The organism is Ruegeria sp. CDSB013, from assembly GCF_059611165.1.
In genome coordinates, this window is the sequence record NZ_JBXWPA010000003.1 from 119466 (window position 1) to 144409 (window position 24944).

Sequence of the window (24944 nt, forward strand, 5' to 3'; positions counted from 1 at the left end):
CTTACGAGGATACCTGTTCACGAAGGACCGACGCGGTAAGCGAGATCAACAGGTAGATACCAGCAAACAACAGAAAAGCCAAAATCGTATTTTCGAACTTGCGCGGATAGGTGGGTTCCTGACTTGGCACCGGCCTTACGGACACCGTCAGATAGCGCACTTTGCGGTTTGCTTCTGTCCGTGTGGTTTCCATTTGCTGCATAGCCGTCTGCAGTATCATATCCCTGGCAACAAGATCGGCCTGCGCCATTTGAATTCGTACACTGAGCCGGGCAAGCGAGTTTTCGCCTGCTGACACATCCAGCATTTCCGCGTTGAGTTCTGCCAACACAGCCTCAAATCGCGCGATGTCCGCACGGGCACCATCCACCTTGGCCTGGTTCGGACGACGATTGTCCAGCAAGGCAGCCAATTGTAGTTCTTTGTCCTGAATCTGCGTTTCCATGGCGTCTATGCGGCCACGCAAACTGGCGATAACGTTCTGAGGGTCCAGCAACGCGCCTTGAATCTGAAGTTCGATCAGATCTTCCTGCGCTTTTCTGCGTTCCTGCTGGGCCATTTCAAAACCATCCAGCGCATCGCGCATCTGGTCTTCGCGCTTGAGTTCTGTAAGCCCGTTTATGGTTTCTTCGGCGTAGGACAGAAGACGGTCAGAGATGGCCACCGAAATCTGCGGATCAGGGGCCGCGACTTCCATCCGGATAATGCCGTCGCTCGGGTCGTACCCGATGGTGATCATGCGTCGGAAGAGCTTGTAGGCCTCTTCCAGAGTGGCGTCCGGCGAAAGCCGTTGAATAGGGTCGATCCACTCCTGCTTGAAAATTTCCTCAAAGCCCATGTCACGCTCAAGCCTCAGCAAGGCATCCTTGGACTCCAAAAATTCCTGTGTGGCCACGGAATCCTGCGCGGTGGCGTATTGTGTGCCCGCCAAAAACCCGCCAAACGATGCCCCGCCGCCGTCCGCCTGAAGGATCGAGAAGGCCGAGTCGCTGGCATACATCGGTGTCGCCACGCGGTAGAAATAGAACCCGACAATAAAGGTGGGCAGGAAGACAAAAACCGCCAGGCGGGCAAACAGGGCAAGCAGTTTGCGACGGCGGCGGCGGGCGATGTCTTTCTGTATTTCGCCAATTTCAAACTCGCGCCGTTGCGTAGGGGACATCTCGGGCCCGGGCAGGGTCCTTCCACCTTCGCTGACCGTTTGCGGCAAATGAATCGTGACCTTGTCCTTGGCTTGATCCTCGGTCTGTGCGGTTTCACCCGCCATCCCCAGCAAATTGGCGCGATGAAACGGATCGATGCCATTTTGGCGCAGCAAACGCACCGCATCATAGTCCGAAGTCGCCTCCAGCCCGTTCTTCTGCGCCAGTCTGCGTGCCATCCGCAATTGGCGCCCGGTCAGCCCCTCGTTTTTGATGGCGTCAATCTCGGTATTGGACTCTGAGAAATTGGCGGCAGCGGGTGGCCGCGTCGCGTTGCGAATGCGCGAAATGGCGTCAGCGCGGTCTTCTTCCGTTCCCGCATTGCGGCGTTTGCGGCGCCAGTTGTAGATGCTAGCCTTGGGTTTGGTAGTCATATAACTGCTTTGCCTCTTCCAAGGTGTCGAACATATAAAGCTGGCCATCCATCAAAACGGCAGCCTCTTGCGCAAATTTCTCCAGCACGGCGGGACTGTGTGACACGATCACCAATGTTGTCGTGCGTAGTTTTTCCCGAAGGATGTCGCCGGCCTTCCTGTTGAATTCGACATCAGTCGACGCCGGCATGCCTTCGTCAATCAGGTACATGTCGAAATCCAGAGCTAACATCAAAGCAAACGTAAAGCGCCCCTTCATACCGCTGGAGTAAGTGGCCAGGGGTTGGTCGAAATACTCCCCCAATCCGCATAGCCATTTGCAGTAGGCTTCGACATAATCGGGGTCCATCCCGTAGATGTTGGCGACGTAGCGCGCGTTTTCCAGAGCGGACAGTTTGTTTGCGACACCTCCGGTGAAACCCATAGGAAAAGATACCCGGCAGGACTTTCGAATCACGCCTTCATCGGGCTTTTCCAGACCTGCCATCATGTTGATCAAGGTGGTCTTGCCGGTTCCGTTAGGTGCAAGAATGCCAATCGAACGGCCCAGTTGGACCCGAAACGAGACACTGTCCAGGATCACCTTGCGACGTGTCCCGGTCCAGAAGGACTTACTGACATTCTCAAACTCAAGCATTGAAGGCCTGCTGCTTGCACCTTGTTAATCGTACCGGATGTGTCGGTAATCGGGTTGCTATCCTACGTTTTATGTGGGCCATATTATGTCGAGTTTTGGTGGCAATGATCAATGCACCGGCACGTGTGCTGTTGGTATTGTGACTTTTCCATCAGTTGGACCCACGCATTGCGTTGACTATCTTTCAGGGTGACCGTCAACCAATTTGATGCAGGAAACCTTGCCATCTGATGAATTCGCTACAGAAAGAAATCTCAGCCTGCCGAATCTGCGCGGATAGATTTGCCGCGACACAGACCGCGCATCAGCCGCGCCCAGTGGTCTGGTTTCGGCCCGGGACGCCGATTTTGATTGCCGGTCAGGCCCCTGGCGCGCGGGTGCATGAATCGGGCCGGCCGTTTACCGATCCGTCCGGAGATCGCTTGCGCGATTGGCTTGGGGTAGATGAAACCGTGTTCTACGACCGGTCACGGGTTTCAATCGTGCCAATGGCCTTTTGTTTTCCAGGCTATGACGCGCGCAAGGCGGATTTGCCGCCGCCCCCAGTGTGCGGCAAAACCTGGCACAACAAAGTCATGCAAACGCTGGGGGATATACCCCTGACTATCTTGGTGGGTGGGCACGCTCATAAATACCACCTGCATGTGCGCAGCTCGGTGACGGAAACGGTTCGCAACTGGCGGGACCATGCGCCGCGCGTCTTTGCCTTGCCTCATCCCTCGTGGCGGAATACGGCATGGATGAAGAAAAACCCGTGGTTTCAGACCGACCTTCTGCCGGTTCTGCGTGCACGGGTGCAAGAGGTTCTGAATGACTGAAACCACGGCCCTGGACACTGCCCACGCCGCAATGACTGCGGCCCCAAACGATGATGCAGCGCGATTGCGGTTCTTCGAGCGGCTTGCCGACAGCGAGCTATTTCTGATGCTGAAGGAAGAGGCGAAGGGCGAAAACATCGCACCCGAGTTGTTCGACGTCGCCGATGGGCGCTTTGTGCTGGCCTTTGACCGAGAGGACCGGTTGGCGCGATTTGCCGAACGTCCTGTTCCTTACGTGGCGTTGTCGGGCCGGGTATTGTCCTCCATGCTGGCGGGGCAGGGGATCGGGCTGGGCCTCAATCTCGAAGTTGCGCCGTCCTCTACGCTGATCCCGTCCGAGGCGCTGGGATGGCTGGCGGAAACCTTGCAGCATGGGCCAGAAGAGGTTCAGCAACGGTTGGCAGAGTTCTTGCCCCCTGCGGGTCTGCCCGACGATTTGTTAACCGCACTGGACGCGAAACTTGCCACGGCTGTTGGGCTGGCAGAGGCCGCATATCTGGTCGGAACGAAATCCGAAGGCGGGGGTTCCGGTCACCTGCTTGGGTTCATTGGTGCGGTCGAAGGGGCCGAGCCGGCACTGGCCAAGGCCGCGTCCGAGGCGTTGACGTTTTCCGGGATTGAGGCAGGGGCAATGGATGTCGGGTTCTTCGGTGCACACGATCAGGCAGCTGCCTCATTGGCGCGGGTCGGTTTGCGGTTCGACCTGCCACAGCCAGAGGCCCGCGTTGTCACGCAGATGATACCCGGCAGCAACCCGGATAAGCCGCCAATTCTGAAATAGGAAAAAGGCCCCGCGTACGACTGATCTGCGGGGCTTTTTGTGATTATTCCGCAGCTGCTTCCAGCTTGTCCTGGGTGCGGGTTTCGAAATCGCTGGCCTCGTGGCGTTCGTGCAGCTGGGTATGAGGCTCACCGAACGGGCGGTTGACCATGCGGCCCCGCTGAACGGCAGGGCGTGCGTCGATGGCCTTGGCCCACCGCATGACGTTCTTGTAGGATTCCACGTCCAGGAATTCTGCGGCGCTGTACAGGCGGCCCAGAACCAGCTGGCCATACCAGGGCCAGATCGCCATGTCCGCGATGGTGTAATCCTCGCCCGCGATATACGTCTTGTCGGCCAGTTCACGATCCAGAACGTCCAGCTGGCGCTTGGTCTCCATCGTAAAGCGGTCAATTGGGTATTGGAACTTTTCAGGCGCATAGGCGTAGAAATGGCCAAATCCACCGCCCAGATAGGGCGCGCTGCCCATCTGCCAGAAGACCCAGTTCATGACTTCCGCACGCTCCGGTCCGGACGCGGGCAAAAACGCACCAAACTTTTCGGCTAGGTGAAACAGGATCGAAGCGCTTTCGAACACGCGTGTCGGCTTGTCGCCCGAGCGATCCCAAAGAGCGGGGATTTTCGAGTTTGGGTTGGCCCCGACAAAGCCCGAGCTGAACTGATCGCCTTCGCCGATATTGACCAGCCATGCGTTGTATTCGGCACCTTCGTGACCCAGCGCCAGCAGTTCCTCCAGCATTACGGTCACTTTGACGCCATTGGGGGTGGCCAGCGAATAAAGCTGCAGGGGGTGCCGTCCAATCGGCAGATCCTTGTCGTGGGTGGCGCCAGCGATTGGGCGATTGATGTTGGCAAATTGGCCGCCATTCTGGCTGTCCCATGTCCAGACCTTTGGGGGCGTATAGGTCGGTTGCTCGCTCATTTCTTGCCTTTCTTCGCAAAGTGCAGGTGAATTGTCCGTCCATCACAACAGCTAATGTTGCAAAGCACCGAGTCCAACCCCCCAGAGCGCAGCGTTTTTGTAACAATCCTCACCCGACATCTCACGAATTCTCATTCAACGTCACAGCGACGCGAGGGGGACTTCGCAAGCGATCTGAATCACCTATTGTATGTTCAGACCCGCAAGTTCGGGCAAATCAACAACCCCGAGGACAAAAGGACTTACCACCATGAAACGTTTTGCCCTGACTGTAGCTGCGGCACTGACCCTTGCCGCTCCGGCCTTTGCTGGTGACCAGTATATCGATGGCACCGGGTTCGCCGTATCCGGCTACGATGTCGTCGCCTACCGCGGTCTGGATCAGGTTGCGATTGGTCAATCTCAGCCCGCACCTGTACGCGGCCGTGCAGATATCACCGCGGAATACAATGGTGCCACCTGGGCATTCTCGTCTGAAGAGAACCGCGACAAATTTCAGGAGAACCCAGCCTTCTACGCACCGCAATATGACGGACATTGCGCATACGGTGTGTCGAAGGGCGGCAAAGTCCCTGCGAACCCGAATCTGTGGCGCATCGTCGATGACAAGCTTTACCTGAACATCACCGATGTGGTCGTCGGTTTCTGGGAAGAAGACGTGCCAGGCAATATCAACCTCGCCGAAGGCAACTGGCCGGGGATCGAACCCGATGGCGCATCCTCCAGCGTGATCCCGAAATTCACCTCGGAAGGCCCGGTTACAAACTAAGTGGCCACTCACCAAGTCAAAGCCCGGCTCATTTCAGCCGGGCTTTTTCGTCAATGCGCAAACGAGAATTCGTCCCGCATCTGCTGATCGGCATCGAACCGAATGCGAACGCTTTTGGCCCCGGGGAACGTACGCGCAGTAATCGCTTCGGGCACAACAACCTCGCCGCCGCCAGAGTCGTTGGACTGGAAATTCAGTACCTCGGTTTCCGTCTGGCGTGAGCTCGCCAAAACCGACGTGGGCAATGCCACGCGGTTTGCACCTTCATAGACCGGCGTTGAGACAAAGAATGTCAAATGGCGCCCAAAGAACCCGACTGCATCGGGCACATGGTCCGATTTGCACATCAGCTCAGGCTCCGGCGTTTCGACCTCGTCCGATCGGTCGGGCAACGCTGTGTTCAGTAGGGCGCGGCATGCGTTGATGTCGGCGGTTTCCAGTGTAAGAATACGACGGCGCAGTTTCGGACGTCGGGGTTTTCCGGACCCAATACCCTTTCCTGCCAGCCCTTCCTTGCGCAGAAGGTCATAGGCTTCTTTGGCGCGTGTAAATCCAGAACTATCGCCTTCGGCTTGGTCAGGGTGCCCATGAAACGCAATGTTTCGCCAGGCGTTTCTGATTTCATCAGAGGTAGCGCTTTGATTTAACCCTAGCGCATACAGTGCCTCTGTGCGGGCATTGATCTTGTCAGCAGGTTCCATAACCCAAAATACTCATTACAAAAAATGTTACTGTCCCAGTTTGAACAGGACTGCGAACTTGTCAAATTTCACATAAAATTGAAGTGCCTGCAGGAACAATTGCGGCAGTGCGCAGCAATTGTTCTCAGTTTTATTCCTGCCGGTGAAGGCGCCCTTTTCCCGAGCCCCATTCAGGCCACGTTTTGCAGATCAGTTTTCGGCGTTATGCCAAGGGCAAAACACACATCACGCGTCAATTCCGGCCGGTTCAGCGTGTAGAAATGCAGTTTGTCCACGCCCCCGTCGATCAGGTCCGAGCACAGCTCGGTGCACAATGCTGTAGCCAGCAAATCCTCACGATCGTCGCGCACGGCCTTTTCAAACGCCTGTTCGACCCATTGGGGAATGCGCGTGCCGCATCGTTTGGCGAAATTGCGTGCACCTTTCCAGTTCTCGATCGGCAGGATGCCGGGCACGATAGGCTTGTCGATGCCGGCTTTTTCGCAGGCGTCCCGGAACCGGAAAAACGTCTCGGCCTCAAAAAAGAACTGGGTCAGGGCCTCATCTGCGCCTGCATCCAGTTTGGCCTTGAGCCACTCAATATCGGTGCGGGCATTTTGTGCCTCGGGGTGAATGTCGGGGTAGGCGCCGACTCGAATGTTGAACATCTCGGTCTCAGCCAGGGCCGAAATCAGTTCAACCGAATTTGCAAAACCTTCGGGGTGTGGCTCAAAACGATCCTGACCGCTTGGCGGATCACCGCGCAGGGCTACGATATCCTGTACGCCCGCCCGCGCGAAAGTATCCGCGATTTCCAGCGTTTCCTGCCGCGAGGCATCAACACATGTCAAATGCGCAGCAACAGGCAGCCCCGAGGATTTGTGCAGGGTCGCCACCGCATCGCGGGTCAGTTCCCGCGTTGTGCCACCCGCACCATAGGTGACCGAGACAAATCGCGGCTCTAACGGGGCCAGAGTCTGAACCGTGTCCCAAAGACGAAACGAGGCTTCGAGCGTCTTGGGCGGAAAGAACTCGAATGAAATTTCTGGCTTGGTCATCACGGCCTCATTTGATTGGTACAAGGACCTTGTGCCAGTTTGGGCAATGTGAGACAAACTCATATTATTCAAGAACAACATGAGTATCACTGTAATGCACATTGAATTCCGCCACCTGCGTACGATCAAGGCGATCCACGAATGCGGTGGGCTTGCCCGTGCGGCGGATCAACTGAACATCACCCAATCCGCGCTAAGCCATCAGATCAAGGGGCTAGAGGATCAGGCGGGGGTTGAACTGTTCCTGCGCCGGTCCAAGCCGATGAAACTGTCGGCGGCAGGGCTGCGGCTGCTGCGGTTGGCCGAACAAATATTGCCGCAAGTCCAGGCCACACAACAGGAATTCACGTCACTTCGGGATGGGCATACGGGCCGGATGCATATCGCGATCGAATGCCACGCGTGTTTCGAATGGCTATTCCCGGTGCTTGAATCTTTCCGGAAATCCTGGGGTGACGTGGACGTCGATATCCGCCCGGGTTTGGCATTTGACGCCCTGCCTGCGCTGCAAAAAGAAGAAGTCGATTTGGTCGTTTCGTCCGATCCAGAAGACCTGCCCGGCATCGAGTTCATTGAACTGTTTGACTATGACGCTGTTTTTGTTGCTGCCTCATCCCACCCGCTGGCGCAGAAAGAGTTCATCGAAGCCGAGGATTTCCGTGGGCAAACCCTGATTACCTATCCGGTCGAGCGCACCCGGCTCGATGTGTTCAGCCAGTTGCTGATACCCGCGCGGGTCGAGCCGGCAGCAATCCGGCAGGTCGAATTGACTGCAGTGATCCTTTTGCTCGTCGCGTCGAACCGCGGTATTTCGGTGCTGCCTGACTGGGTTGTGCGCGAAGTGAAGTACAATTCCGACTACGTCACCCGCCCCCTGACCAAGGACGGCATCACCCGCAGGCTTTACGCGGCAGTGCGCAGCGAGGATCTGGAAAAACCCTTTGTTCAAGAGTTGATCAAGCTGGCCGGGACCGAGGCGCGCAAGCTGCAAGAGCAATAGGCAAAAAACGCGGGTCTGCTATGCGCATCATTCCTCTTGGCAAGGGCGCTTTGCATCAGTATACGCGCGGTTTGACCGGACAGGAGCCTTTGGACAATGGTTGGCAGCGCAAACCTAAACATCATGATCAAAGCCGCGCGTAAGGCGGGGCGTTCTTTGGTCAAGGATTTCCGTGAAGTCGAGAACCTTCAGGTGTCGATGAAAGGCGCTGGCGACTTTGTGTCCAAAGCTGACATTGCTGCCGAGGCGATCCTGAAAGAGGAACTGCTGGGCGCACGTCCGACCTACGGCTGGCTGGCCGAAGAGGGTGGCGCCATTGACGGCGAAGACCCGACCCGCCGCTGGATCGTCGACCCGCTGGACGGCACCACGAATTTTCTGCACGGTCTGCCGCACTGGGCGATCTCAATCGCGCTGGAACATAAGGGCAAGATCGTCGCTGGTGTTATCTATGACGCCGCTAAGGATGAGATGTTCTTTGCCGAAAAAGGCGAGGGTGCGTGGATGAATGACATGCGCATCCGAGTCTCGGGCCGTCATCGGATGATCGAGTCGATTTTCTCGACCGGCCTGCCTTTTGGTGGCCGTTCGGACCTGCCTGCGACCCTGCAGGATCTGGCGCGTCTGATGCCCGCTTGTGCTGGCGTGCGCCGCTGGGGTGCCGCCGCGCTGGACATGGCTTATGTGGCAGCGGGGCGTTACGAAGGCTTTTGGGAGCGTCGCCTGAATTCCTGGGATGTGGCCGCCGGAATCATCATCGTCCAAGAAGCGGGCGGATTTGTTCAGGCGCTAAACCCTGAAGGCAACGTATTGGAAGACGGTGAAGTGATCTGTTCGAACGAGCCGATTTTCGACCAGTTTTCCAAGGTGATACGGGGCTGACCGGTCACATAGCAATTCCGCAAGCGCGCCCCGATTGAGGCGCGCTTTTTTGTTTTTAGAGGGTCGCGCGTTGCGCCAGACCTGCTTCGTCCGCCAACCGCGCGGCGACGGATGCAACAGCGAGGTCCTGCAGACCCACGCCAGTTCCGTCGAACAGGGTGATCTCGTCAGCACTGGTCCGCCCGGGATGATCGCCGTTGATGACTGCACCAATTGGGGTGATTTGTGTTTCGGTCAAAGTACCGCTTCCTATAGCGTGCTGCGCCTCGCCGATCGTCGCGGATTGGGCGACCTCGTCGGTGAAAACGGTGGCCGAGGCGACCAGCGCCGGGTCGACCTCCATCTTGCCTTTCGTGTCTGTGCCCATACAGGCCAGATGCGTGCCGGGTTTGATCCAGTCTTTCATCAATAGCGGCTCGAATGCCGAGGTGATGGTGATGATGACATCCGATTGGGCACCCAGCTCTTGTTGACTGACGGCTTCGAATTCCAGTCCGATTTCCTCGGCGACAGCCGCCAAACGGGGCAGCATGTCGGGGTGCGGATTCCAGGCGACAACTTTTTCAAAGTCCCGCTGTTCAGCGGCGGCGCGTAGCTGGAAGGCCGACTGATGTCCGGCGCCAACCATGCCCAGCACTTTGGCGTCTTTTCGGGCAAGATGTGCGATGGAAACCGCTGATGAAGCTGCTGTTCGCACGGCCGTTAGGTAGTTGCCACCCACCAATGCCGAAAGCCGCCCCGTGTCGGGATCGAACAGAAACACCGTGGATTGGTGATTGGTCAATCCTTGTTCGGCATTGCCCGGCCAATAGCCGCCAGACTTAACGCCCAAAACCTGTCCATCCCGATCAAAACCGGATTTGAACCCATACAGTGCATCGGCATACCCCAGTGCCTCGCGAATGACAGGAAAGTTCCGTGCCCCGCCGTTGGCCATCGCACCAAACACGGATTGGACCGCGTCAAAGGCCTGTTGGCGGCCCACCAGCTGTTCGCACAGGTCTTCGCCCACAATCAGCAGGCCATCTTGCGTGGTCATAGCATCCCTCATCAATAAGCCTTTCCGCGGGCCGACACGGGCCACAGCGCCTCAACCTTGCCGTCGCGCACGCCGACATACCAATCGTGGACGTTGCAGGTGGGATCACAATGTCCGGGCACAAGCCGAAGCTTGTCGTTCACCTTCAAAACGCCGTCGGGGTCGCCGATGACACCGTGCTCGTCCGAGCACTTGAGGTATTCCACATCGTCGCGCCCAAAGATGAAGGGCAGGCCGCTATCGACCGATTGCGCCTTGAGGCCGGCGTCGCAGATGGCCTTGTCAGTCTTGGCATGGCTCATAACGCTGGTCAGAATGAACAGCGCGTTTTCCCATTCGCCCTGATCGATCCGCTTGCCGTTCTCGTCCAGAATGCGCCCATAATCCGCATCCATGAAGGCGTAAGATCCGCACTGCAATTCGTTGTAAACGCCCGAGTTGCTCTCGAAGTAGTACGATCCTGTGCCACCACCCGAAACCAGCTCGCAGTCGATGCCTTCGGCTTTCAAACCGTCAACCGCGTCTTTGACCATGGCGATGGCTGTATCGAGCTTCTCTTTGCGCGCCTCATAGGTGTCGAGGTGCTGCATTGCGCCCTGATAGGCCTGAATGCCGGTAAATTTCAGGTTTGGCGCTGCGTTGACTGCTTTTGCGATATCGACAACCGCCTGGGTCGAGGTCACACCACACCGACCTGCGCCGCAGTCAATTTCGACAAAGACTTCAAGTTCCGTGCCGTGATCAACGGCGGCTTTGGACAGGTCGGCGACATTGTCGATGTCATCCACGCAAACGATAGTGCGCGCGCCCAGTTTTGGCAATTGCGCCAACCGGTCGATCTTGGCCAGATCACGGACCTGGTTCGACACGAGAATGTCCTTGATGCCGCCCCGCGCGAATACCTCAGCCTCGGATACCTTTTGACAACAGACGCCAACTGCACCGCCGAGCTGTTCCTGTAGCTTGGCGACGTCGACGGATTTGTGCATCTTGCCGTGCACGCGGTGGCGCATACCGTGAGCCTTGGCGTAATCGCCCATTTTCTTGATGTTCCGCTCCAGCGCATCGAGATCCAGGATCAGGCAAGGGGTCTGGATTTCGCTTTCATCCATGCCGATGGCAGCGGGGATGTCGAACCCGACTTCCAGTTCTTTGATGTTCACAGGTTTGTTCATGTCGTTCCTCCTTACCCTTTCAGCCAGGGCAGTTTGTCCAGATCCACGTTGCCGCCGGTGATGATCACACCGACGCGCTTGCCGCGGAATACGTCCGGGTTCTTGAGTATGGTTGCCAGAGGCACGGCCGATGACGGCTCCATCACGACGCGCAGGTATTTCCACGTCAGCTTCATCGCTTCGATGATCTCGTCGTCAGAGGCGGTGAAAATGTCGGTCACATTTCGGGACACGAAGTGCCACGTGTTCTCTTTCAGCGGCACGAGTAGCCCGTCGGCGATGGTTTTTGGCGCATCATCGGCGATGATGTGACCTGCTTTGAAGGACCGGTATGCGTCGTCCGCCTGTTCTGGCTCGGCGGCATAGATTGCGGTGTCAGGTGCCAGGTTCGAAACCGTCAGGCACGTGCCCGAGACCATGCCCCCGCCTCCGATCGGGGCGATGACCGCATCCACTCCGTCTGTCTGTTCCAACATTTCGGCCGAGCAAGTGGCCTGACCCGCAATGACCCGCGGGTCGTTATAAGGGTGCACGAACTCTCCGCCCGTTCTGGCCTGAACTTCGGCAAAGGTCGCCTCGCGGGATGAGGTTGACGGCTCGCACTCCGTGATCGTCCCGCCATAACGGCGCACGGCGTCTTTCTTGGCTTGCGGCGCGGTACGCGGCATCACCACGTTACAGGGAATACCCCGCCGTCCGGCGGCATAAGACAGGGACAAAGCGTGGTTGCCACTGGAGTGTGTGCAAACACCCTTGGTCGCCATATCATCACTCAGGCCAAACACGGCGTTGCTCGCACCGCGTACTTTGAACGCGCCGGCCTCTTGGAAGTTCTCGCATTTGAAGAACAGCTGCGCTCCGGTCAGATCGTTCAAGTAGTCCGACACCATGATCGGGGTGCGCCGGATGAAGGGTTTGATCCGTTCATGCGCAGCGCGCATATCGTCGATCGTCAGGTCCGCTGCGGGGATGTGATCCAGCATTGCCATCCTCCTCAGGCTGCGGCCTGGGCGCGGTCAGATGGGCCGGTGCGATAATAATCCTGCGCCGCCGCGACCCCGCTGCCCAAAGTGATCGGATAGTTCAGATCGGCCATCGCCATCTCGATTGTGCTGAGGCCGGACAGAACCATCACATCCGTCAGGCTGCCCAGATGGCCGATGCGGAACGCCTTACCATTCAGTTGACCCAGTCCAATACCAAAGGACACGCCATAAGCGTTGAACGCGTGGTCAGTGAGTGTGTTGCTATCATACCCGTCTGGCACGTAGATCGCGCTGACAGTGTCAGAATACAGATCGGGCGATTGCGCGACAAGTTTCAGCCCCCAGGCGTCGACGGCGCGGCGCACACCTTCGGCCAGTCGGAAATGCCGGGCATAAACATTCTCAAGCCCTTCTTCAAACAGCATCTTGAGGCTTTCGCGCATGCCGTAGATCAATTGCAGCGGCGGCGTATAGGGAAACCCGCCCGATGCATTGGCTGCCATCATATCGTCGAAGTCAAAGAAAGTGCGCGGCAGCTTGGCGCTTTTCATCGCGTCCTGTGCCTTGGGGCTGACGCACAGAATTGCCATGCCGGTCGCCAGCATGAATCCCTTTTGCGACCCCGACACGGCGATATCGACGCCCCAAGCGTCAAAGTCGAACGGCATCGAAGCCAGAGAGCTGACGCAGTCGACAAACAGCATCGCGGGATGGTTTTCCGAATCCATCGCTTGGCGAACCGCTGCGATGTCCGAACGCACCCCGGTGGCTGTTTCGTTGTGGGTCACCAGAACAGCGCGGATTTCATGCGCGCTGTCATCGGCCAAAGCGGCCTGAAACTGATCAGCGGGTGCGCCGGTGCCCCAAGGACATTCGACGATCTGAACGTCCAGCCCGTGACGCTCGCACAGGTCTATCCAGCGATGGCTGAACACGCCGTAGCGCGCGACCAGAACCTTGTCGCCGGGGCTGAGTGTGTTGGTAACGGCCGCTTCCCATCCACCGGTGCCGCTGGCTGGGAAGGTCACGATCTGGCCGGTCGTAGTACCGAACACCTTTTTCGTGTCCTCAAGAACGGGTGCAAAGGTTTCGACAAAATCCGGTGCGCGGTGATCCTGCGTTTGAACCTGCATGGCAAGACGCAACCGGTCTGGGATGTTGGTTGGGCCGGGTATGAAAACCGGGTTTTGGTTGGACATCTGTTATTCCTCCGCTTTGGATGTAAGTGTCCGGGAAAACCTCACGATGTGCAATTTTCTTGAAAAATATTTTCATTTTTGCGATTAAATATTTAACGCGCTGTATTTATGCAGTTTTTCGTTTTTCATTTTTGGATCTCAAAAATGAACGATTTAGAAATAATCTGGCGTAGAGCAATGGAGTAGGGCGATGGACAATCAGAAAAGACCGCGTGGCAGGCCCAAATCCCTGTTCAAGGAAAGCTCGGCCGGGACCATGCAATCGCTGGATCGGGCGCTGGGCGTTTTGACCACGGTGGCTCGGTTGGAACGCGCAGCGCTCAGCGATCTGGCACGCGAGATCGATGTGCCGACGGCCACGACGCACCGCATTCTGGTGACCTTGCAGAAACACGGCTTTGTGGCCTTTGACGACGAACGTCAGGAATGGATGATCGGGATCGAGGCGTACCGGACCGGCGCCTCGTTCCTGCGCCGCAACAGTGTGCTTGAAATCGGGCGGCCAATTCTGAGACGTCTTATGCAGGACAGCGGTGAGACCGCCAACCTGGCGGTGCCGGATGGGTCCGAGGTGGTCTTTGTCGGTCAGGTCGAAACTCCGAATCCCATCCGCGCCTTTTTCCCGCCCGGGGCGCGAACGCCGATGTATGCCTCGGGCACCGGCAAGGCGATCCTTGCAGCAATGACCGAAATGGGGTTGGCCAAAACGCTAGCGGCGATTGATCCGGTGGAATTCACCGCGAACACGCAGATACCGGGCGACGGACTACAACAGGATCTTGCCAATACCCGCGCACGCGGCTGGTCGCATGACCGAGAAGAAAGATATCAGGGCATGTCCTGTATCGGCTCGGCGATTTTCAATGACCGGGGGGAGCCATGCGCAGGGATCTCGGTATCGGGTCCGACCGCTCGGTTCGGAGCGGATCGTGCGCATGCACTGGGTGAATTGGTTCTGGCCGCAGCGCGGGAAATCACCCACCTAAGCGGCGGCCAGATACCGAAACCCTGATGTCCCTGCTACTTGCGTGGTACGTGGGGAATACGGGACTGAGTTAGCTTGTACTTGTGTTCAGGATGCGGCGGATGGCCGTGCGTGCGGCCCCAAAAATCAGTGCCACCGCGCCGCAGCCAGATTGGGATGCACAAAATCAGACCCACGAAAAACCCACCCGTATGCGCCCAATAGGCCACCCCGCCTTCATCCGGGTTGCTGGCCAGACTGCCAAAGAACTGCATAGCCAACCAGACCCCCAGCATGACAAAGGCAGGTATCGTGAATATGCGGAAATAGACAATGAGGATCAGCAGGATATCCACGCGGGCCTTGGGGAACAGCAGCAGGTAACCGCCCATAACCCCCGCAATCGCACCGGATGCCCCAATGGTCGGCACGACCGAGCCCGGGGCCGTGAAGACATGGATCAGACCCGCGCCGATCCCGGCTGCAGTATAGAACAACAGAAAGGGCAGGTGGCCCATTTCATCTTCGAGGTTGTCGCCGAAAATCCACAGGAACAGCATGTTTCCGGCCAGATGCATCCAACCTCCGTGCAGGAACATCGAGGTCACCAGTGTCTCAAACGCAAAACCGTCAGTGATCCGCGCCGGGATAATCGCATAGTCGTAGTACAGCTGATTGATCAGCCGAGCATCGTTCATGATGCCCACATAGCTGAGAAATATCAGGATATTGGCCGCCATCAGCAGATAGACGACATAGGGTGTTCGCCCCGAAGGGTTATGGTCGCGGATTGGAAACATGAGGCGACGCTGGGCTTTTCCCGGCCCAGCGTCAAGGCATGCTTACGCCGCACCCCCAAGCAATGCGGCATTGCCGCCCGCGGCTGTTGTATCAACGCACAGGTGACGCTCGGCCAGAACGCGTGCGCGGTCCGGAAGGCCGGGGATCAGCGGCAGGATCGGGCCGTCCCGACGGGCGAGGTGACGTTCGATCTCACGCGCTGTGTCGTCATCGCCCCACCAAAGAACGCCCGATATCCCGGTCACGTTCTCCAGCCGATGCAAGTCTAACGAACCGATGGCCTGAATGGCCGTACCACCCAGCGCCTGAACGGCGTCGGCTTGCGCGCGCGCGGCCTCGGTTCCGGGTCCCATGCACAGCAATGGCGGGCGTGCGAATTCGCTCAACCGGTTGGATTCGCCTGTCGGGCCGGGCAGGGATTGGGTCTGCACCGACGCGGGCGTACCCTGAACATCGGGAAGCTCGCTCATTGGGTGTTCCCATTGTTCGTCGGACTGCTGCCGGTCCGGGGCGCAGAACCGCGTCATGTAGTTCGGCCCACCCGCCTTGGGGCCTGTGCCCGAAAGCCCCTCACCGCCAAATGGCTGAGACCCCACAATGGCGCCGATTTGGTTGCGGTTGACGTAGATATTGCCCGCATGCACCGCTTCGGTGATGTGTTGCACCCGGTCGTCAATGCGTGTGTGCAAACCAAATGTCAGTCCGTACCCGGTTGCGTTAATGTCGGCGATCACCTGATCAATCTTAGATGCCTTGAAGCGAACGACATGCAGGACAGGGCCAAAAATCTCACGCTTCAGTGCGGAAATGCCGGGTATCTCAATAAGTGTTGGGGCGATGAATGTCCCTTCCACCGGTATCGGCGTGTCCTTTAAAACGCGGCCTGCGGCGCGGGCATTGGCAACGTGATCTGCAATGCCCTGGCGCGCCGTCTCGTCAATAACCGGTCCGCAATCGGTTGAGATCAACCATGGATCTCCGACCTGTAGAACCTGCATTGCACCGGTTAGCATTGTCAGCAAATCGTCGGCGATATCTTCCTGGACATAGAGACACCGCAAGGCAGAACACCGCTGCCCGGCAGATTGAAACGCGCTTTCGATGATGGACTGAACGGCCTGTTCAGGTAGGGCGGTACTGTCCACGATCATCGCGTTCAACCCGCCGGTCTCGGCGATCAGAGGCGTACCGGGGCGCAGGTTGTCGGCCATGGCTGCGCGTATTTTCAACGCGGTCGCCGTCGATCCGGTAAACGCCACGCCGGATACACGCGGATCAGAGGTCAACGCCGCACCAACGGACGGGCCGCCGGGCAATAATTGCAGCACGTCGCGGGGAACTCCGGCCTCGTGCAGCAATTGAACGGCCCGATGCGAGATCAGTGGCGTTTGCGGTGCGGGCTTGGCCAGAACTGCGTTGCCTGTGGCCAAGGCTGCTGAAATCTGGCCTGTGAAGATAGCGAGCGGGAAGTTCCACGGGCTGATGCAGGTGAAAATACCAGCCGGTTCCGCATCGGGAATGTTCGCAGCGTAGTAGCGCAGAAAATCGACCGCCTCACGCAGTTCGGCAACGGCATCGGGCAGGGACTTACCTGCCTCGCGCGCGAGCAAGGCGAAAAGCTCGCCAAAATGAGCCTCATATAGATCGGCAGCAGTATTCAAGATACGCGACCGTTCTTCTGGTGGTGCCTGCCACGGTGCCGCGGAATTCAGGGCAAGCTCGACATCCTCGACGCTGGCGGGAGCGATTGCTCCGGGGCGATCCTGTGGTTGGGCCGGATTGGTTACCGGTTGGTCCTGTTCCGGGCTTGCATCGCCGGACAACAGCGGCTGGGCATACCAATGGTGCGCCCGGAAAGCATCCCGCGCGGCGTCGATCTTGTCCAATGTCGGGGTGTGGTGAAGGTCGAAACCCTTCGAATTGACGCGTTCCGGTTGGAACAGGTTCGGTCCGGTTGGCAGCGGTCGTGCCTGATCCACAATGGTCAGGAACGGATCAGCGGCGACCTCTTCCGGCGGAACGTTCTCGTCCACGATTTGGTTAACGAATGACGAGTTTGCACCGTTCTCCAGCAGACGCCGCACCAGATAGGCCAGCAGGTCCCGATGCGCCCCGACCGGCGCATAGATCCGGCACCGTGTGTTGTTTTGGTCTTTGACAAGCTGGTGCAGGGTTTCGCCCATTCCATGCAGGCGCTGGAACTCGAATGGCTGGTCATCGGCCATGTGAAGGATCGCACTGACCGTATGGGCGTTGTGGGTGGCAAATTGCGGGTAAATTCGATCGGTCATACCCAGCAGTTTGCGCGCATTCGAGATGTAAGAAATGTCCGTGGCCGCCTTGCGGGTGAACACGGGAAAGCCATCGATGCCTTCAACCTGAGCTCTTTTGACCTCGGTATCCCAGTAGGCCCCTTTGACCAAACGAACCATCAGCTTTCGTTCGTGACGCCCGGCCATGTCATACAGTGTGTCCAGCACGATCCCGGCGCGCGGGCCATAAGCCTGAACGACGATACCCAGGCCGTCCCAACGATCCAGGGCCGGTTCGGCCATCACCGCCTCGATCACCTGCAGAGACAAGGAAAGGCGGTCTGCTTCTTCGGCGTCCACATTCAGGCCCATGCCTGCCGCCTTAGCCAAAAGGGCCAAAGCCCGCAAACGGGGCACCAGTTCTTCCATGACTTCTGCTTCTTGCGCCAACTCGTAGCGTGGATGGAGCGCCGACAGCTTAACAGACATCCCCGGATTGGCCCGGATATCGTCGTGAATACAGGCTTCGGCGATTGCAGCAATCGCCCGTGAGTAGGACAGGTGATAGCGGGCGGCATCGGCCTCGGTTCGTGCCGCTTCGCCCAGCATGTCGTAGGAATAGGTGTAGCCTTTTGCCTCCATACCGCTGGCGCGATCCATGGCGGATTTGATCGTCTCGCCCAGCACAAACTGGCGGCCCATTTCCTTCATTGCGCGCCCGACTGCCGTGCGGATCACGGGTTCGCCCAGACGTTTTATCGCACCGCGCAAGACACCGACCGGAGAGGTCCTGTCTTCGTCCAGAACCTTGCCCGTCAACATCAGGGCCCACGTGGACGCGTTGACCAGCGACGAAGAAGACCGACCCAGATGCTTGCCCCAATCCGATGGGGCGATCTTGTCCTCGATCAGCGCGTCGATGGTGTCGGCATCGGGTACGCGCAGCAGCGCCTCGGCCAGACACATCAGCGCGATGCCTTCGTCGGTGGACAGGCCGTATTCGGCCAGGAACACTTCCATCATACCGGGTGAGGTGCTGGATCGGATGTCACGCACCAATTGCGCCGCAGCCGCGCAGATCGCGGTGCGGTCGGCTTCGCTCAGATCAGCATTTGCGATCAACGCGTCAAGAATTTCCGACGGATCGGCATAGGTTTTGGCATCAATGCGTGCGCGCAGGCTGTGTGACATGTGTCCTCCGGTCTTTTGAGTAATATAGTGTCGATTTTCCGGGACGATTGCCTTAGTTTTATCTACGGCTAGGCGATTGGCCTGATTTCAGGGGTTTGAGCGATGCAAAAAGACTTTCCGGGGCTGGATAGGTTCGACAGATCAATTCTGGCGATTCTGGCCGAGGACGGCCGGATCCCCATCGCCGATCTCGCGCGGCGTATCGGGCTTTCGAAATCCCCAACTCAAGCACGTGTGAAGAGACTTGAGGCTGATGGCATCATTACCGGGTACCGTGCCTTGCTGGACCCCATTCGCCTTGGTTTGGACCACGTAGCCTTTGTCGAAGTCCGATTGACTGACACGCGCGAGAGAGCTTTAGCCGATTTCAACGCGGCCGTTCGTAAAGTGCCTGAGATCGAACAAGCCCATATGATTGCGTCGAATTTTGACTATCTTCTGAAAATTCGCACCGGGTCGATGTCGGAATACCGCGCGGTTCTGGCTGAAAAGATCTCCTCATTGCCACATGTCGCCAGTACCTCGACCTTTGTCGCGATGGAGGCTGTGAAAGAGACCGGGATGTCTGGAGCCTTGGACACGATGGGTTGACGAACGCCCTGCGCGCGTCACCATTGGCGTATGAAACGCATTGCTTACGCCTCAATTTTCTATGCTGCGACCGTTTTTGTGGCTAATGCTCAGGACTGCCCTGTCGCGCCAGACCATTCCGCGGATGTATCGGCGGTTCTGGAACAGATACAGAGCGCTGAAACCGAACAGTCCGCTCGTGCACTGTCCGGTCAGTTATGGGAGTTCTGGACCGATGCCCCGGACGAAAGTGCTCAGGCCGTTCTGGACCGTGGCATGACACGTCGAAATGCGTGGGACCTGCTGGGCGCGATTGAAGATTTTGACAAGCTTGTCGCGTACTGCCCGTCCTACGCCGAAGGGTACAACCAACGCGCATTCGCCCACTACCTGCGTCAGGATTTTCAATCCGCGCTGCCTGACTTGGACAAGGCAATCGAGCTGTCTCCCAACCACGTCGCCGCGATCAGTGGCCGTGCGCTGACCCTGATGGGACTACAGCGCATGGACGAGGCGCGAGAAGCGTTGTCTCAGGCGTTGGAGCTGAACCCGTGGCTTTCAGAGCGCCATCTCATGGCACCGGGTGGGCCACTTGCCATACCGGGTGAGGACATTTGAAACAAAACGCCCCCGAAACCGCAAGGTCGGGGGCGTTTAGGCTTTGTGGGGATTATCCGACCAGACCGTTATCGGTGCGCTTGATCGCGATAACCGACGAGCGTGGTGTTCCGCCGTCCGGCCAGTTGCTGCCGGGGTGCTGAATGCCAACGAACATGGTGCGCAGATCGCTGGACCAGGCCAGACCGGTGACCTCACAGCCGTTCGGGCCGGTCATGAAACGCGCGATCTCGCCGGTGATCGGGTCCCCAACCAGCATCTGGTTGTTGCCGTTGCCTGCGAAGTCTCCTTCATTGTCGTCATTGCCGTCCGTCTGGATCCAGATCAACCCGGTCGAGTCTATCACCATGCCATCGGGCGAGTTGAACAGGTTGCCTTCATTCACGTTTGCCGAACCGGCGCGATCGTCCGAGTGAACCGTCGGATTGCCCGCCATGACGTACAGGTCCCAATCGAACCCTTCGGCGGCGTGGTCGTCATTTGCGGGGCGCCAGCGCACGATCTGACCGTACTTGTTGGCCTCGCGCGGGTTGGGGGCGTTGACCGAGGTGTCATCTCCACCGGCGTTAGCCTTCACGCCGCGGTTCTTGTTGTTGGTCAGACAGCAATACGCTTCTACCGCAACAGGGCTGGATGCGACCCATTCAGGGCGGTCCATGGTCGTGCCGCCGGCCTTGGACGCGGCCATACGGGTAAAGACTGCGATATCGGCTTCGTCCATCCCGGTGGTTTCCGGTGTCAGAGCCAGCCATTCGCCCTTCATGTCGTCGTTGAACTTGGCGACGTAGAGCGTGCCGTCGTTCAGCAGGCCCTCGGTTTCACCTCCCGGTTGGTAGGTGCCGTTCGACACAAACTTGTACAGGTACTCGCCCCGCTCATCGTCGCCCATGTAGACAACAACACGACCATCTGCGGCCAGAGTGACCTCGGCATTCTCGTGCTTGAAACGGCCCAGACCGGTGTGCTTGACCGGCGTGCTGTCCGGGTTGGTTGGGTCGATTTCAACGATCCAGCCCGCACGGTGCGGCTCGTTCGGGTTTTTTGATGTATCGAAACGCGGATCGAACAGTTCGTACCCGTTCCAGCTTTCGGCCTTGATGCCATAGCGTTTGAAGCCGTCCGTGACCGTCTGGTCGTAGCTGGCGTTTTCATCGCTGGACCCAAAGTAGCCGTTAAAGTTTTCTTCGCAGGTCAGGTAGGTACCCCACGGAGTTTTACCCGCACCACAGTTGTTCATCGTACCTAGCGACGTAGTTCCGGTCGGATCAGCTTCAGTTTTCAGCAGGTCGTGACCAGCGGCGGGGCCTACGATCTTCATTGGCGTATTGTGGTGGATACGGCGGTTGAATGGGCTGTCTTTGACAACTGACCAGCCATCGGGGCTTTCGGTGATTTCCATCACGGTCACGCCCTGAATGTTCTGCAGTTTCAAAACGTCCTCGGCGCTGGCCGGAACACCTTCCTGCGCGGCGGGCATGTTGATCTTGCGGTTCGGATATTCGTGGTTGATCGCGATCAGCTCGTGACCCTGGAACGAGAAGGTCTCCATCCCGTCGGTGTTTTCGCCGAAGATGCGATCCGATTTCTCAATCGGGCCACCATCAGTGATGTCATAGCCGTCGGCATCGGAAAACAGCGGGTCGCCCCAGCGGGTCATAACCTTCCACTCATAGCCTTCCGGCACGTGAACGGTGCCGTCAGTCTGGGCAGCGATCGGCGTGAAGGCAAAGCGCGAGGCCGTAACAGCGTGTGCGGCAGTTGAGCCCAGCAGGCCCGTGCCCATTGCGGCGGCACCCGAGCCAAAGGCCACTACGCCAGCCAGAAACCCACGGCGCGAGATGGCGTTTTCGACGACGTGATCAAAATCGTTTTCCTCGGGGCGGGGGAAATGCAGCTCGTCCCAATCGTCGGCGGACAGGGTGGTGGTATCAACGTCTTTCATGAATGGCTCCTGGCTGTCTTAGAGTAGTCGATGAAAGGCATGTAGGGCGACTTTGTGACATGTTCTTAACAACATTATTAATGACTTCATTTGGCCCTCAAGAAAAAGCAATCGGCTGGCGAAAGCATATCGATGCTTTCTGCCAGCCGCGCTTGCTATATTGGTAAAATGCACTCGTGACGATCAGGTTGCGTGATGCCAGCGATATGTCGGATTAAGCTAGCCGCTGCCCTGCTTCGTCAAAGCGATAGGCCTTCTCGGATGCATATCCGAATCGCAACTCTTGGCCTTCGGTGATGGTATGTTGGCCAAACAAACGGGCTGTGACGTCGTGGTCCTGAACTTTGGCTATCACATTGGTGTCCCCGCCCAACTTTTCCACATGGCTGACACGAGCGGCAAGCGGGCCGTCATCTGACAGGAACAGGTCCTCGGGGCGAATTCCGATCGTGTTCTGACCGCTTTCTTGAACTAACGCTTCAGGCAGGAAGTTCATGGAAGGTGAGCCCAGGAATCCGGCGACGAATTGATTTGCGGGGTTGTTGTACAGTTCCATCGGGCTACCGATCTGCTCGACCCGACCATCGCGCAAAACAACGATCTTGTCGGCCAGCGTCATCGCTTCGGTTTGATCATGGGTGACGTAGATCATCGATGCATCCAAAGCACGGTGCAGATTGGCGATCTCGATCCGAGTGTTCATTCGCAGGGCGGCGTCCAGATTGGACAGCGGCTCATCAAACAGGAACAGTTTAGGTTCACGCACAATGGCGCGCCCGATGGCGACGCGCTGACGCTGGCCACCTGACAACTCGGACGGGTAACGGTCCAAATAGGGTTCAAGGTTCAGCATCCGGCTGGCTTTGGCGACACGGCCTTCGATTTCCGATTTGGGCTGCTTTTCCTGCTTCAGTGCAAGGGTCATATTGCCCCGAACGCTGAGGTGAGGGTAGAGCGCATAGCTTTGGAACACCATCGCGATCCCGCGCTTGGATGGCGGCACCAGATTGACCTGCTGCCCGCCAATGTTGATCTCACCTGACGATGCATCCTCTAGCCCCGCAATCACGCGCAACAGGGTGGACTTGCCACAGCCCGACGGGCCGACAAAGACGACGAATTCGCCTTCTTCGACCTCCAGGGTGATGTCTTTCAGGACATGCACGTTGCCAAAGGACTTGTTCACATTGTTCAGCGTCAGGGCGGTCATGATGCGGGCTCCTCAAGGGAAACGGGCTGGCCGGTTCGGATACTTTTATCCGCAGCCAGACAAATGGCGAGCGATTGGACGGCGTCATTCATATGACGGGTCAGGTCGATATCTTCGGCGATGGCGCGCAGCATATAAGCCTGCTCAGCATCACAAAGGTCTTGATGGCCGGGTTCGTCCGGCATCTCGATCGTGTGGTCGCCTTGCGGTGTATGGACCAGCAGGCCGCCGACTTTGGTATGGCCGTCGATGTCGGCAGACGCACCCTTGTTGCCATCGGTGATTGAGACCGACCCGTTGGGCGACACGATATCTTTCACGAAGAACGCGGTTTCCGACATCATCGGGCCCCATCCGGCCTCGTACCAGCCGACAGAGCTGTCGTCGAAGACCACCTGAAACTGGCCGTAATTGTACATGTCCGGTGCGATTTCATCCGACAGGCGCAGGCCCATACCATGCACCCGGACGGGCTGCGCGTCAGTGATCTGGCACATCACGTCGACATAGTGCACGCCGCAATCGACAATGGGCGAAGTGGTCTGCATCAGTGCCTTATGCGTTTCCCATTCCGCGCCCGACGACTGCTGGTTCAGGTTCAACCGGAACACATAGGGCCCGCCAAGATTGCGCGCCTCATCGATCAGCCGCATCCAAGAGGGGTGATGGCGCAGGATATATCCAACCACCAGCTTACGATTCAGCCGGGTTGCTGTTTCGACCACACGCCGGGCGTCGGCGACATTAGTGGCCAGCGGTTTTTCAACAAACACATGTGCGCCAGCCTCCATCGCCGCGCAGGCGAAATCCGCGTGGCTATCAGAGTAAGTGGCGACCACGACCAGATCGGGTTTGGTTTCGGCCAGTGCCAAGTCGAAATCGGAATAAGCCGGGTAATCGATGAGATCCGGGTGATCCACACGGCCGGACCGGTTCACCAAACCAACGATCTGCGCGTCGGGATGGTGATGGTGCGCCAGCGCGTGGCTCAAACCCATATTACCAAGGCCTGCAATCAGTACGCGGGTCATTTAACTGCTCCGGATGTGATGCCGCGGATCAGCTGGCGCGAGAAGATGACATACAGGACAAGCACCGGCAGGATTGCCATCGACAGGGCCGAAAGGACCGCGTTCCAGTCCGTCACGAACTGTCCGATGAACACTTGGCTGCCCAGCGTTAATGTCTTGGTCTCTTCAGCCGGAGCGAGGATCAGCGGGAACCAAAGGTCGTTCCAGATCGGGATCATGTTGAACACGGCCACGGTCGCCATCGCGGGCCTGACCAGAGGCAGAACAAGGCGGAAGAATATCGTGTATTCAGATAGTCCGTCGATACGCCCGGCATTCTTCAGGTCATCGCTGACTTGTCGCATGAATTCGGACAGGATGAATACGGCCAATGGTAATCCCTGGGCCGTGTATACAAGGATCAGCGCCCAGAGCGAGTTCACCAGCCCGGTCGCCACCATCATCTCAAGGATTGCCACGGTGCCGATGCGGATTGGGATCATGATCCCCAGCGCCAGATACAGCCCCATGATCAGGTTGCCCTTGAACTGGTATTCCGACAACGCATAGGCGGCCATCGCGCCGAACAACAGGATGAAGGACAGCGATGCCACGGTGACAATCATCGAGTTCTGGAAATAGAGGAAGAAATCCCCCTGCTTCATCACCGTCTCATAGCCGATCATCGAAAAACTATCTGCGTTGGGCAGGGCCAATGGCTCGCGAAAGATCGCCCGACGGGATTTGAAGCTGTTGATCAGGATCACAAAGACCGGAAACAGGGCGATCAGAGTGTACAGGATCAGCGCGCCGTGCATCGCGACCATGTTGAGGGGGTTATGACGTGCTTTGTTCATCGTGATG

At 57.9% G+C, this 24944-nt stretch carries 23 protein-coding genes; 8 read left to right on the top strand and 15 right to left on the bottom strand.

Annotated elements, in window-relative coordinates; genetic code table 11:
• Position 1: 1 nt before the first annotated feature.
• Positions 2 to 1576 carry a KpsE/RkpR family capsule polysaccharide export protein gene (locus AC2FJF_RS06775; RefSeq protein ID WP_496724087.1) on the bottom strand — a complete coding sequence of 525 codons (1575 nt, stop codon included), beginning with the start codon at positions 1574 to 1576 and terminating at the stop codon, positions 2 to 4.
• Positions 1554 to 2213, bottom strand: a complete 660-nt coding sequence (locus AC2FJF_RS06780; protein WP_282151737.1) for an ABC transporter ATP-binding protein — start codon at positions 2211 to 2213, stop codon at positions 1554 to 1556. The genes AC2FJF_RS06775 and AC2FJF_RS06780 overlap by 23 nt, the downstream gene beginning before the upstream one ends.
• Positions 2214 to 2443: 230 nt before the next feature.
• Between AC2FJF_RS06780 and AC2FJF_RS06785 the strand changes: the two genes are divergently transcribed.
• Both AC2FJF_RS06785 and AC2FJF_RS06790 read left to right on the top strand, forming a co-directional pair.
• The gene (locus AC2FJF_RS06785; RefSeq protein WP_496724089.1) at positions 2444 to 3031 is read left to right on the top strand and encodes a uracil-DNA glycosylase family protein; all 588 of its coding nucleotides are present in this window, start codon (positions 2444 to 2446) and stop codon (positions 3029 to 3031) included.
• Complete coding sequence (locus AC2FJF_RS06790) at positions 3024 to 3812, top strand: SseB family protein (protein WP_496724091.1); 789 nt, start codon at positions 3024 to 3026, stop codon at positions 3810 to 3812. Before AC2FJF_RS06785 ends, AC2FJF_RS06790 begins: the two co-directional genes overlap by 8 nt.
• A 43-nt stretch (positions 3813 to 3855) precedes the next feature.
• On the opposite strand, the gene yghU is transcribed toward AC2FJF_RS06790, so the two are convergent.
• The gene (gene yghU / locus AC2FJF_RS06795; RefSeq protein WP_496724093.1) at positions 3856 to 4734 is read right to left on the bottom strand and encodes a glutathione-dependent disulfide-bond oxidoreductase; all 879 of its coding nucleotides are present in this window, start codon (positions 4732 to 4734) and stop codon (positions 3856 to 3858) included.
• A gap of 250 nt (positions 4735 to 4984) precedes the next feature.
• Here yghU and AC2FJF_RS06800 point away from each other — a divergent pair, with 250 nt between their 5' ends.
• Positions 4985 to 5503, top strand: a complete 519-nt coding sequence (locus AC2FJF_RS06800) for a YHS domain-containing (seleno)protein (protein ID WP_496724095.1) — start codon at positions 4985 to 4987, stop codon at positions 5501 to 5503.
• Positions 5504 to 5553: 50 nt separating this feature from the next.
• On the opposite strand, the gene AC2FJF_RS06805 is transcribed toward AC2FJF_RS06800, so the two are convergent.
• Together AC2FJF_RS06805 and metF are read right to left on the bottom strand one after the other, a co-directional pair.
• Positions 5554 to 6204, bottom strand: a complete 651-nt coding sequence (locus tag AC2FJF_RS06805) for a J domain-containing protein (RefSeq protein WP_496724097.1) — start codon at positions 6202 to 6204, stop codon at positions 5554 to 5556.
• A gap of 170 nt (positions 6205 to 6374) precedes the next feature.
• The gene (gene metF / locus AC2FJF_RS06810; RefSeq protein WP_496724099.1) at positions 6375 to 7241 is read right to left on the bottom strand and encodes a methylenetetrahydrofolate reductase [NAD(P)H]; all 867 of its coding nucleotides are present in this window, start codon (positions 7239 to 7241) and stop codon (positions 6375 to 6377) included.
• A gap of 94 nt (positions 7242 to 7335) precedes the next feature.
• Between metF and AC2FJF_RS06815 the strand changes: the two genes are divergently transcribed.
• Together AC2FJF_RS06815 and AC2FJF_RS06820 are read left to right on the top strand one after the other, a co-directional pair.
• Positions 7336 to 8241, top strand: coding sequence for a LysR family transcriptional regulator (locus AC2FJF_RS06815; RefSeq protein WP_496724580.1), 906 nt, complete (start codon positions 7336 to 7338; stop codon positions 8239 to 8241).
• Between the two features lie 96 nt (positions 8242 to 8337).
• The gene (locus tag AC2FJF_RS06820; RefSeq protein WP_496724101.1) at positions 8338 to 9123 is read left to right on the top strand and encodes an inositol monophosphatase family protein; all 786 of its coding nucleotides are present in this window, start codon (positions 8338 to 8340) and stop codon (positions 9121 to 9123) included.
• Between the two features lie 55 nt (positions 9124 to 9178).
• Here the strand turns inward: AC2FJF_RS06820 and bhcD are convergent, their stop codons facing one another.
• Genes bhcD through bhcA form a run of 4 tightly spaced genes read right to left on the bottom strand, consistent with a single transcriptional unit; the run spans position 9179 to position 13522 of the window.
• Positions 9179 to 10162, bottom strand: coding sequence for an iminosuccinate reductase BhcD (gene bhcD / locus AC2FJF_RS06825; protein ID WP_496724103.1), 984 nt, complete (start codon positions 10160 to 10162; stop codon positions 9179 to 9181).
• An 11-nt stretch (positions 10163 to 10173) separates the two neighbouring features.
• Positions 10174 to 11337: a 3-hydroxy-D-aspartate aldolase BhcC gene (gene bhcC / locus AC2FJF_RS06830; RefSeq protein WP_496724105.1), complete on the bottom strand. Its 1164-nt coding sequence runs from the start codon at positions 11335 to 11337 to the stop codon at positions 10174 to 10176.
• Positions 11338 to 11348: 11 nt separating this feature from the next.
• Entirely contained in the window at positions 11349 to 12320 is a 972-nt protein-coding gene (gene bhcB, locus AC2FJF_RS06835; protein WP_108859333.1) for a beta-hydroxyaspartate dehydratase BhcB, read from the bottom strand.
• Between the two features lie 11 nt (positions 12321 to 12331).
• The gene (gene bhcA / locus AC2FJF_RS06840) at positions 12332 to 13522 is read right to left on the bottom strand and encodes an L-aspartate--glyoxylate aminotransferase BhcA (protein WP_496724108.1); all 1191 of its coding nucleotides are present in this window, start codon (positions 13520 to 13522) and stop codon (positions 12332 to 12334) included.
• Positions 13523 to 13712: 190 nt separating this feature from the next.
• Here bhcA and AC2FJF_RS06845 point away from each other — a divergent pair, with 190 nt between their 5' ends.
• The gene (locus tag AC2FJF_RS06845; RefSeq protein WP_496724110.1) at positions 13713 to 14534 is read left to right on the top strand and encodes an IclR family transcriptional regulator; all 822 of its coding nucleotides are present in this window, start codon (positions 13713 to 13715) and stop codon (positions 14532 to 14534) included.
• Between the two features lie 8 nt (positions 14535 to 14542).
• On the opposite strand, the gene AC2FJF_RS06850 is transcribed toward AC2FJF_RS06845, so the two are convergent.
• Together AC2FJF_RS06850 and putA are read right to left on the bottom strand one after the other, a co-directional pair.
• Complete coding sequence (locus AC2FJF_RS06850) at positions 14543 to 15286, bottom strand: rhomboid family intramembrane serine protease (RefSeq protein ID WP_496724112.1); 744 nt, start codon at positions 15284 to 15286, stop codon at positions 14543 to 14545.
• A 42-nt stretch (positions 15287 to 15328) separates the two neighbouring features.
• Positions 15329 to 18730 carry a bifunctional proline dehydrogenase/L-glutamate gamma-semialdehyde dehydrogenase PutA gene (gene putA, locus AC2FJF_RS06855; RefSeq protein ID WP_496724114.1) on the bottom strand — a complete coding sequence of 1134 codons (3402 nt, stop codon included), beginning with the start codon at positions 18728 to 18730 and terminating at the stop codon, positions 15329 to 15331.
• A gap of 102 nt (positions 18731 to 18832) precedes the next feature.
• Here putA and AC2FJF_RS06860 point away from each other — a divergent pair, with 102 nt between their 5' ends.
• Together AC2FJF_RS06860 and AC2FJF_RS06865 are read left to right on the top strand one after the other, a co-directional pair.
• Positions 18833 to 19321, top strand: a complete 489-nt coding sequence (locus AC2FJF_RS06860; RefSeq protein WP_496724116.1) for an Lrp/AsnC family transcriptional regulator — start codon at positions 18833 to 18835, stop codon at positions 19319 to 19321.
• Between the two features lie 30 nt (positions 19322 to 19351).
• Positions 19352 to 19918, top strand: coding sequence for a tetratricopeptide repeat protein (locus tag AC2FJF_RS06865; RefSeq protein ID WP_496724118.1), 567 nt, complete (start codon positions 19352 to 19354; stop codon positions 19916 to 19918).
• Between the two features lie 52 nt (positions 19919 to 19970).
• On the opposite strand, the gene AC2FJF_RS06870 is transcribed toward AC2FJF_RS06865, so the two are convergent.
• From AC2FJF_RS06870 to AC2FJF_RS06885, 4 genes are all read right to left on the bottom strand, one after another.
• Complete coding sequence (locus AC2FJF_RS06870; RefSeq protein ID WP_496724120.1) at positions 19971 to 21860, bottom strand: PhoX family protein; 1890 nt, start codon at positions 21858 to 21860, stop codon at positions 19971 to 19973.
• A 214-nt stretch (positions 21861 to 22074) separates the two neighbouring features.
• The gene (locus tag AC2FJF_RS06875) at positions 22075 to 23070 is read right to left on the bottom strand and encodes an ABC transporter ATP-binding protein (protein WP_496724122.1); all 996 of its coding nucleotides are present in this window, start codon (positions 23068 to 23070) and stop codon (positions 22075 to 22077) included.
• On the bottom strand, positions 23067 to 24101 hold the full coding sequence (locus AC2FJF_RS06880) for a Gfo/Idh/MocA family protein (protein WP_496724124.1): 1035 nt from the start codon (positions 24099 to 24101) through the stop codon (positions 23067 to 23069). Before AC2FJF_RS06880 ends, AC2FJF_RS06875 begins: the two co-directional genes overlap by 4 nt.
• Complete coding sequence (locus AC2FJF_RS06885) at positions 24098 to 24937, bottom strand: carbohydrate ABC transporter permease (RefSeq protein ID WP_058275926.1); 840 nt, start codon at positions 24935 to 24937, stop codon at positions 24098 to 24100. The genes AC2FJF_RS06880 and AC2FJF_RS06885 overlap by 4 nt, the downstream gene beginning before the upstream one ends.
• Between the last annotated feature and the right edge of the window lie 7 nt (positions 24938 to 24944).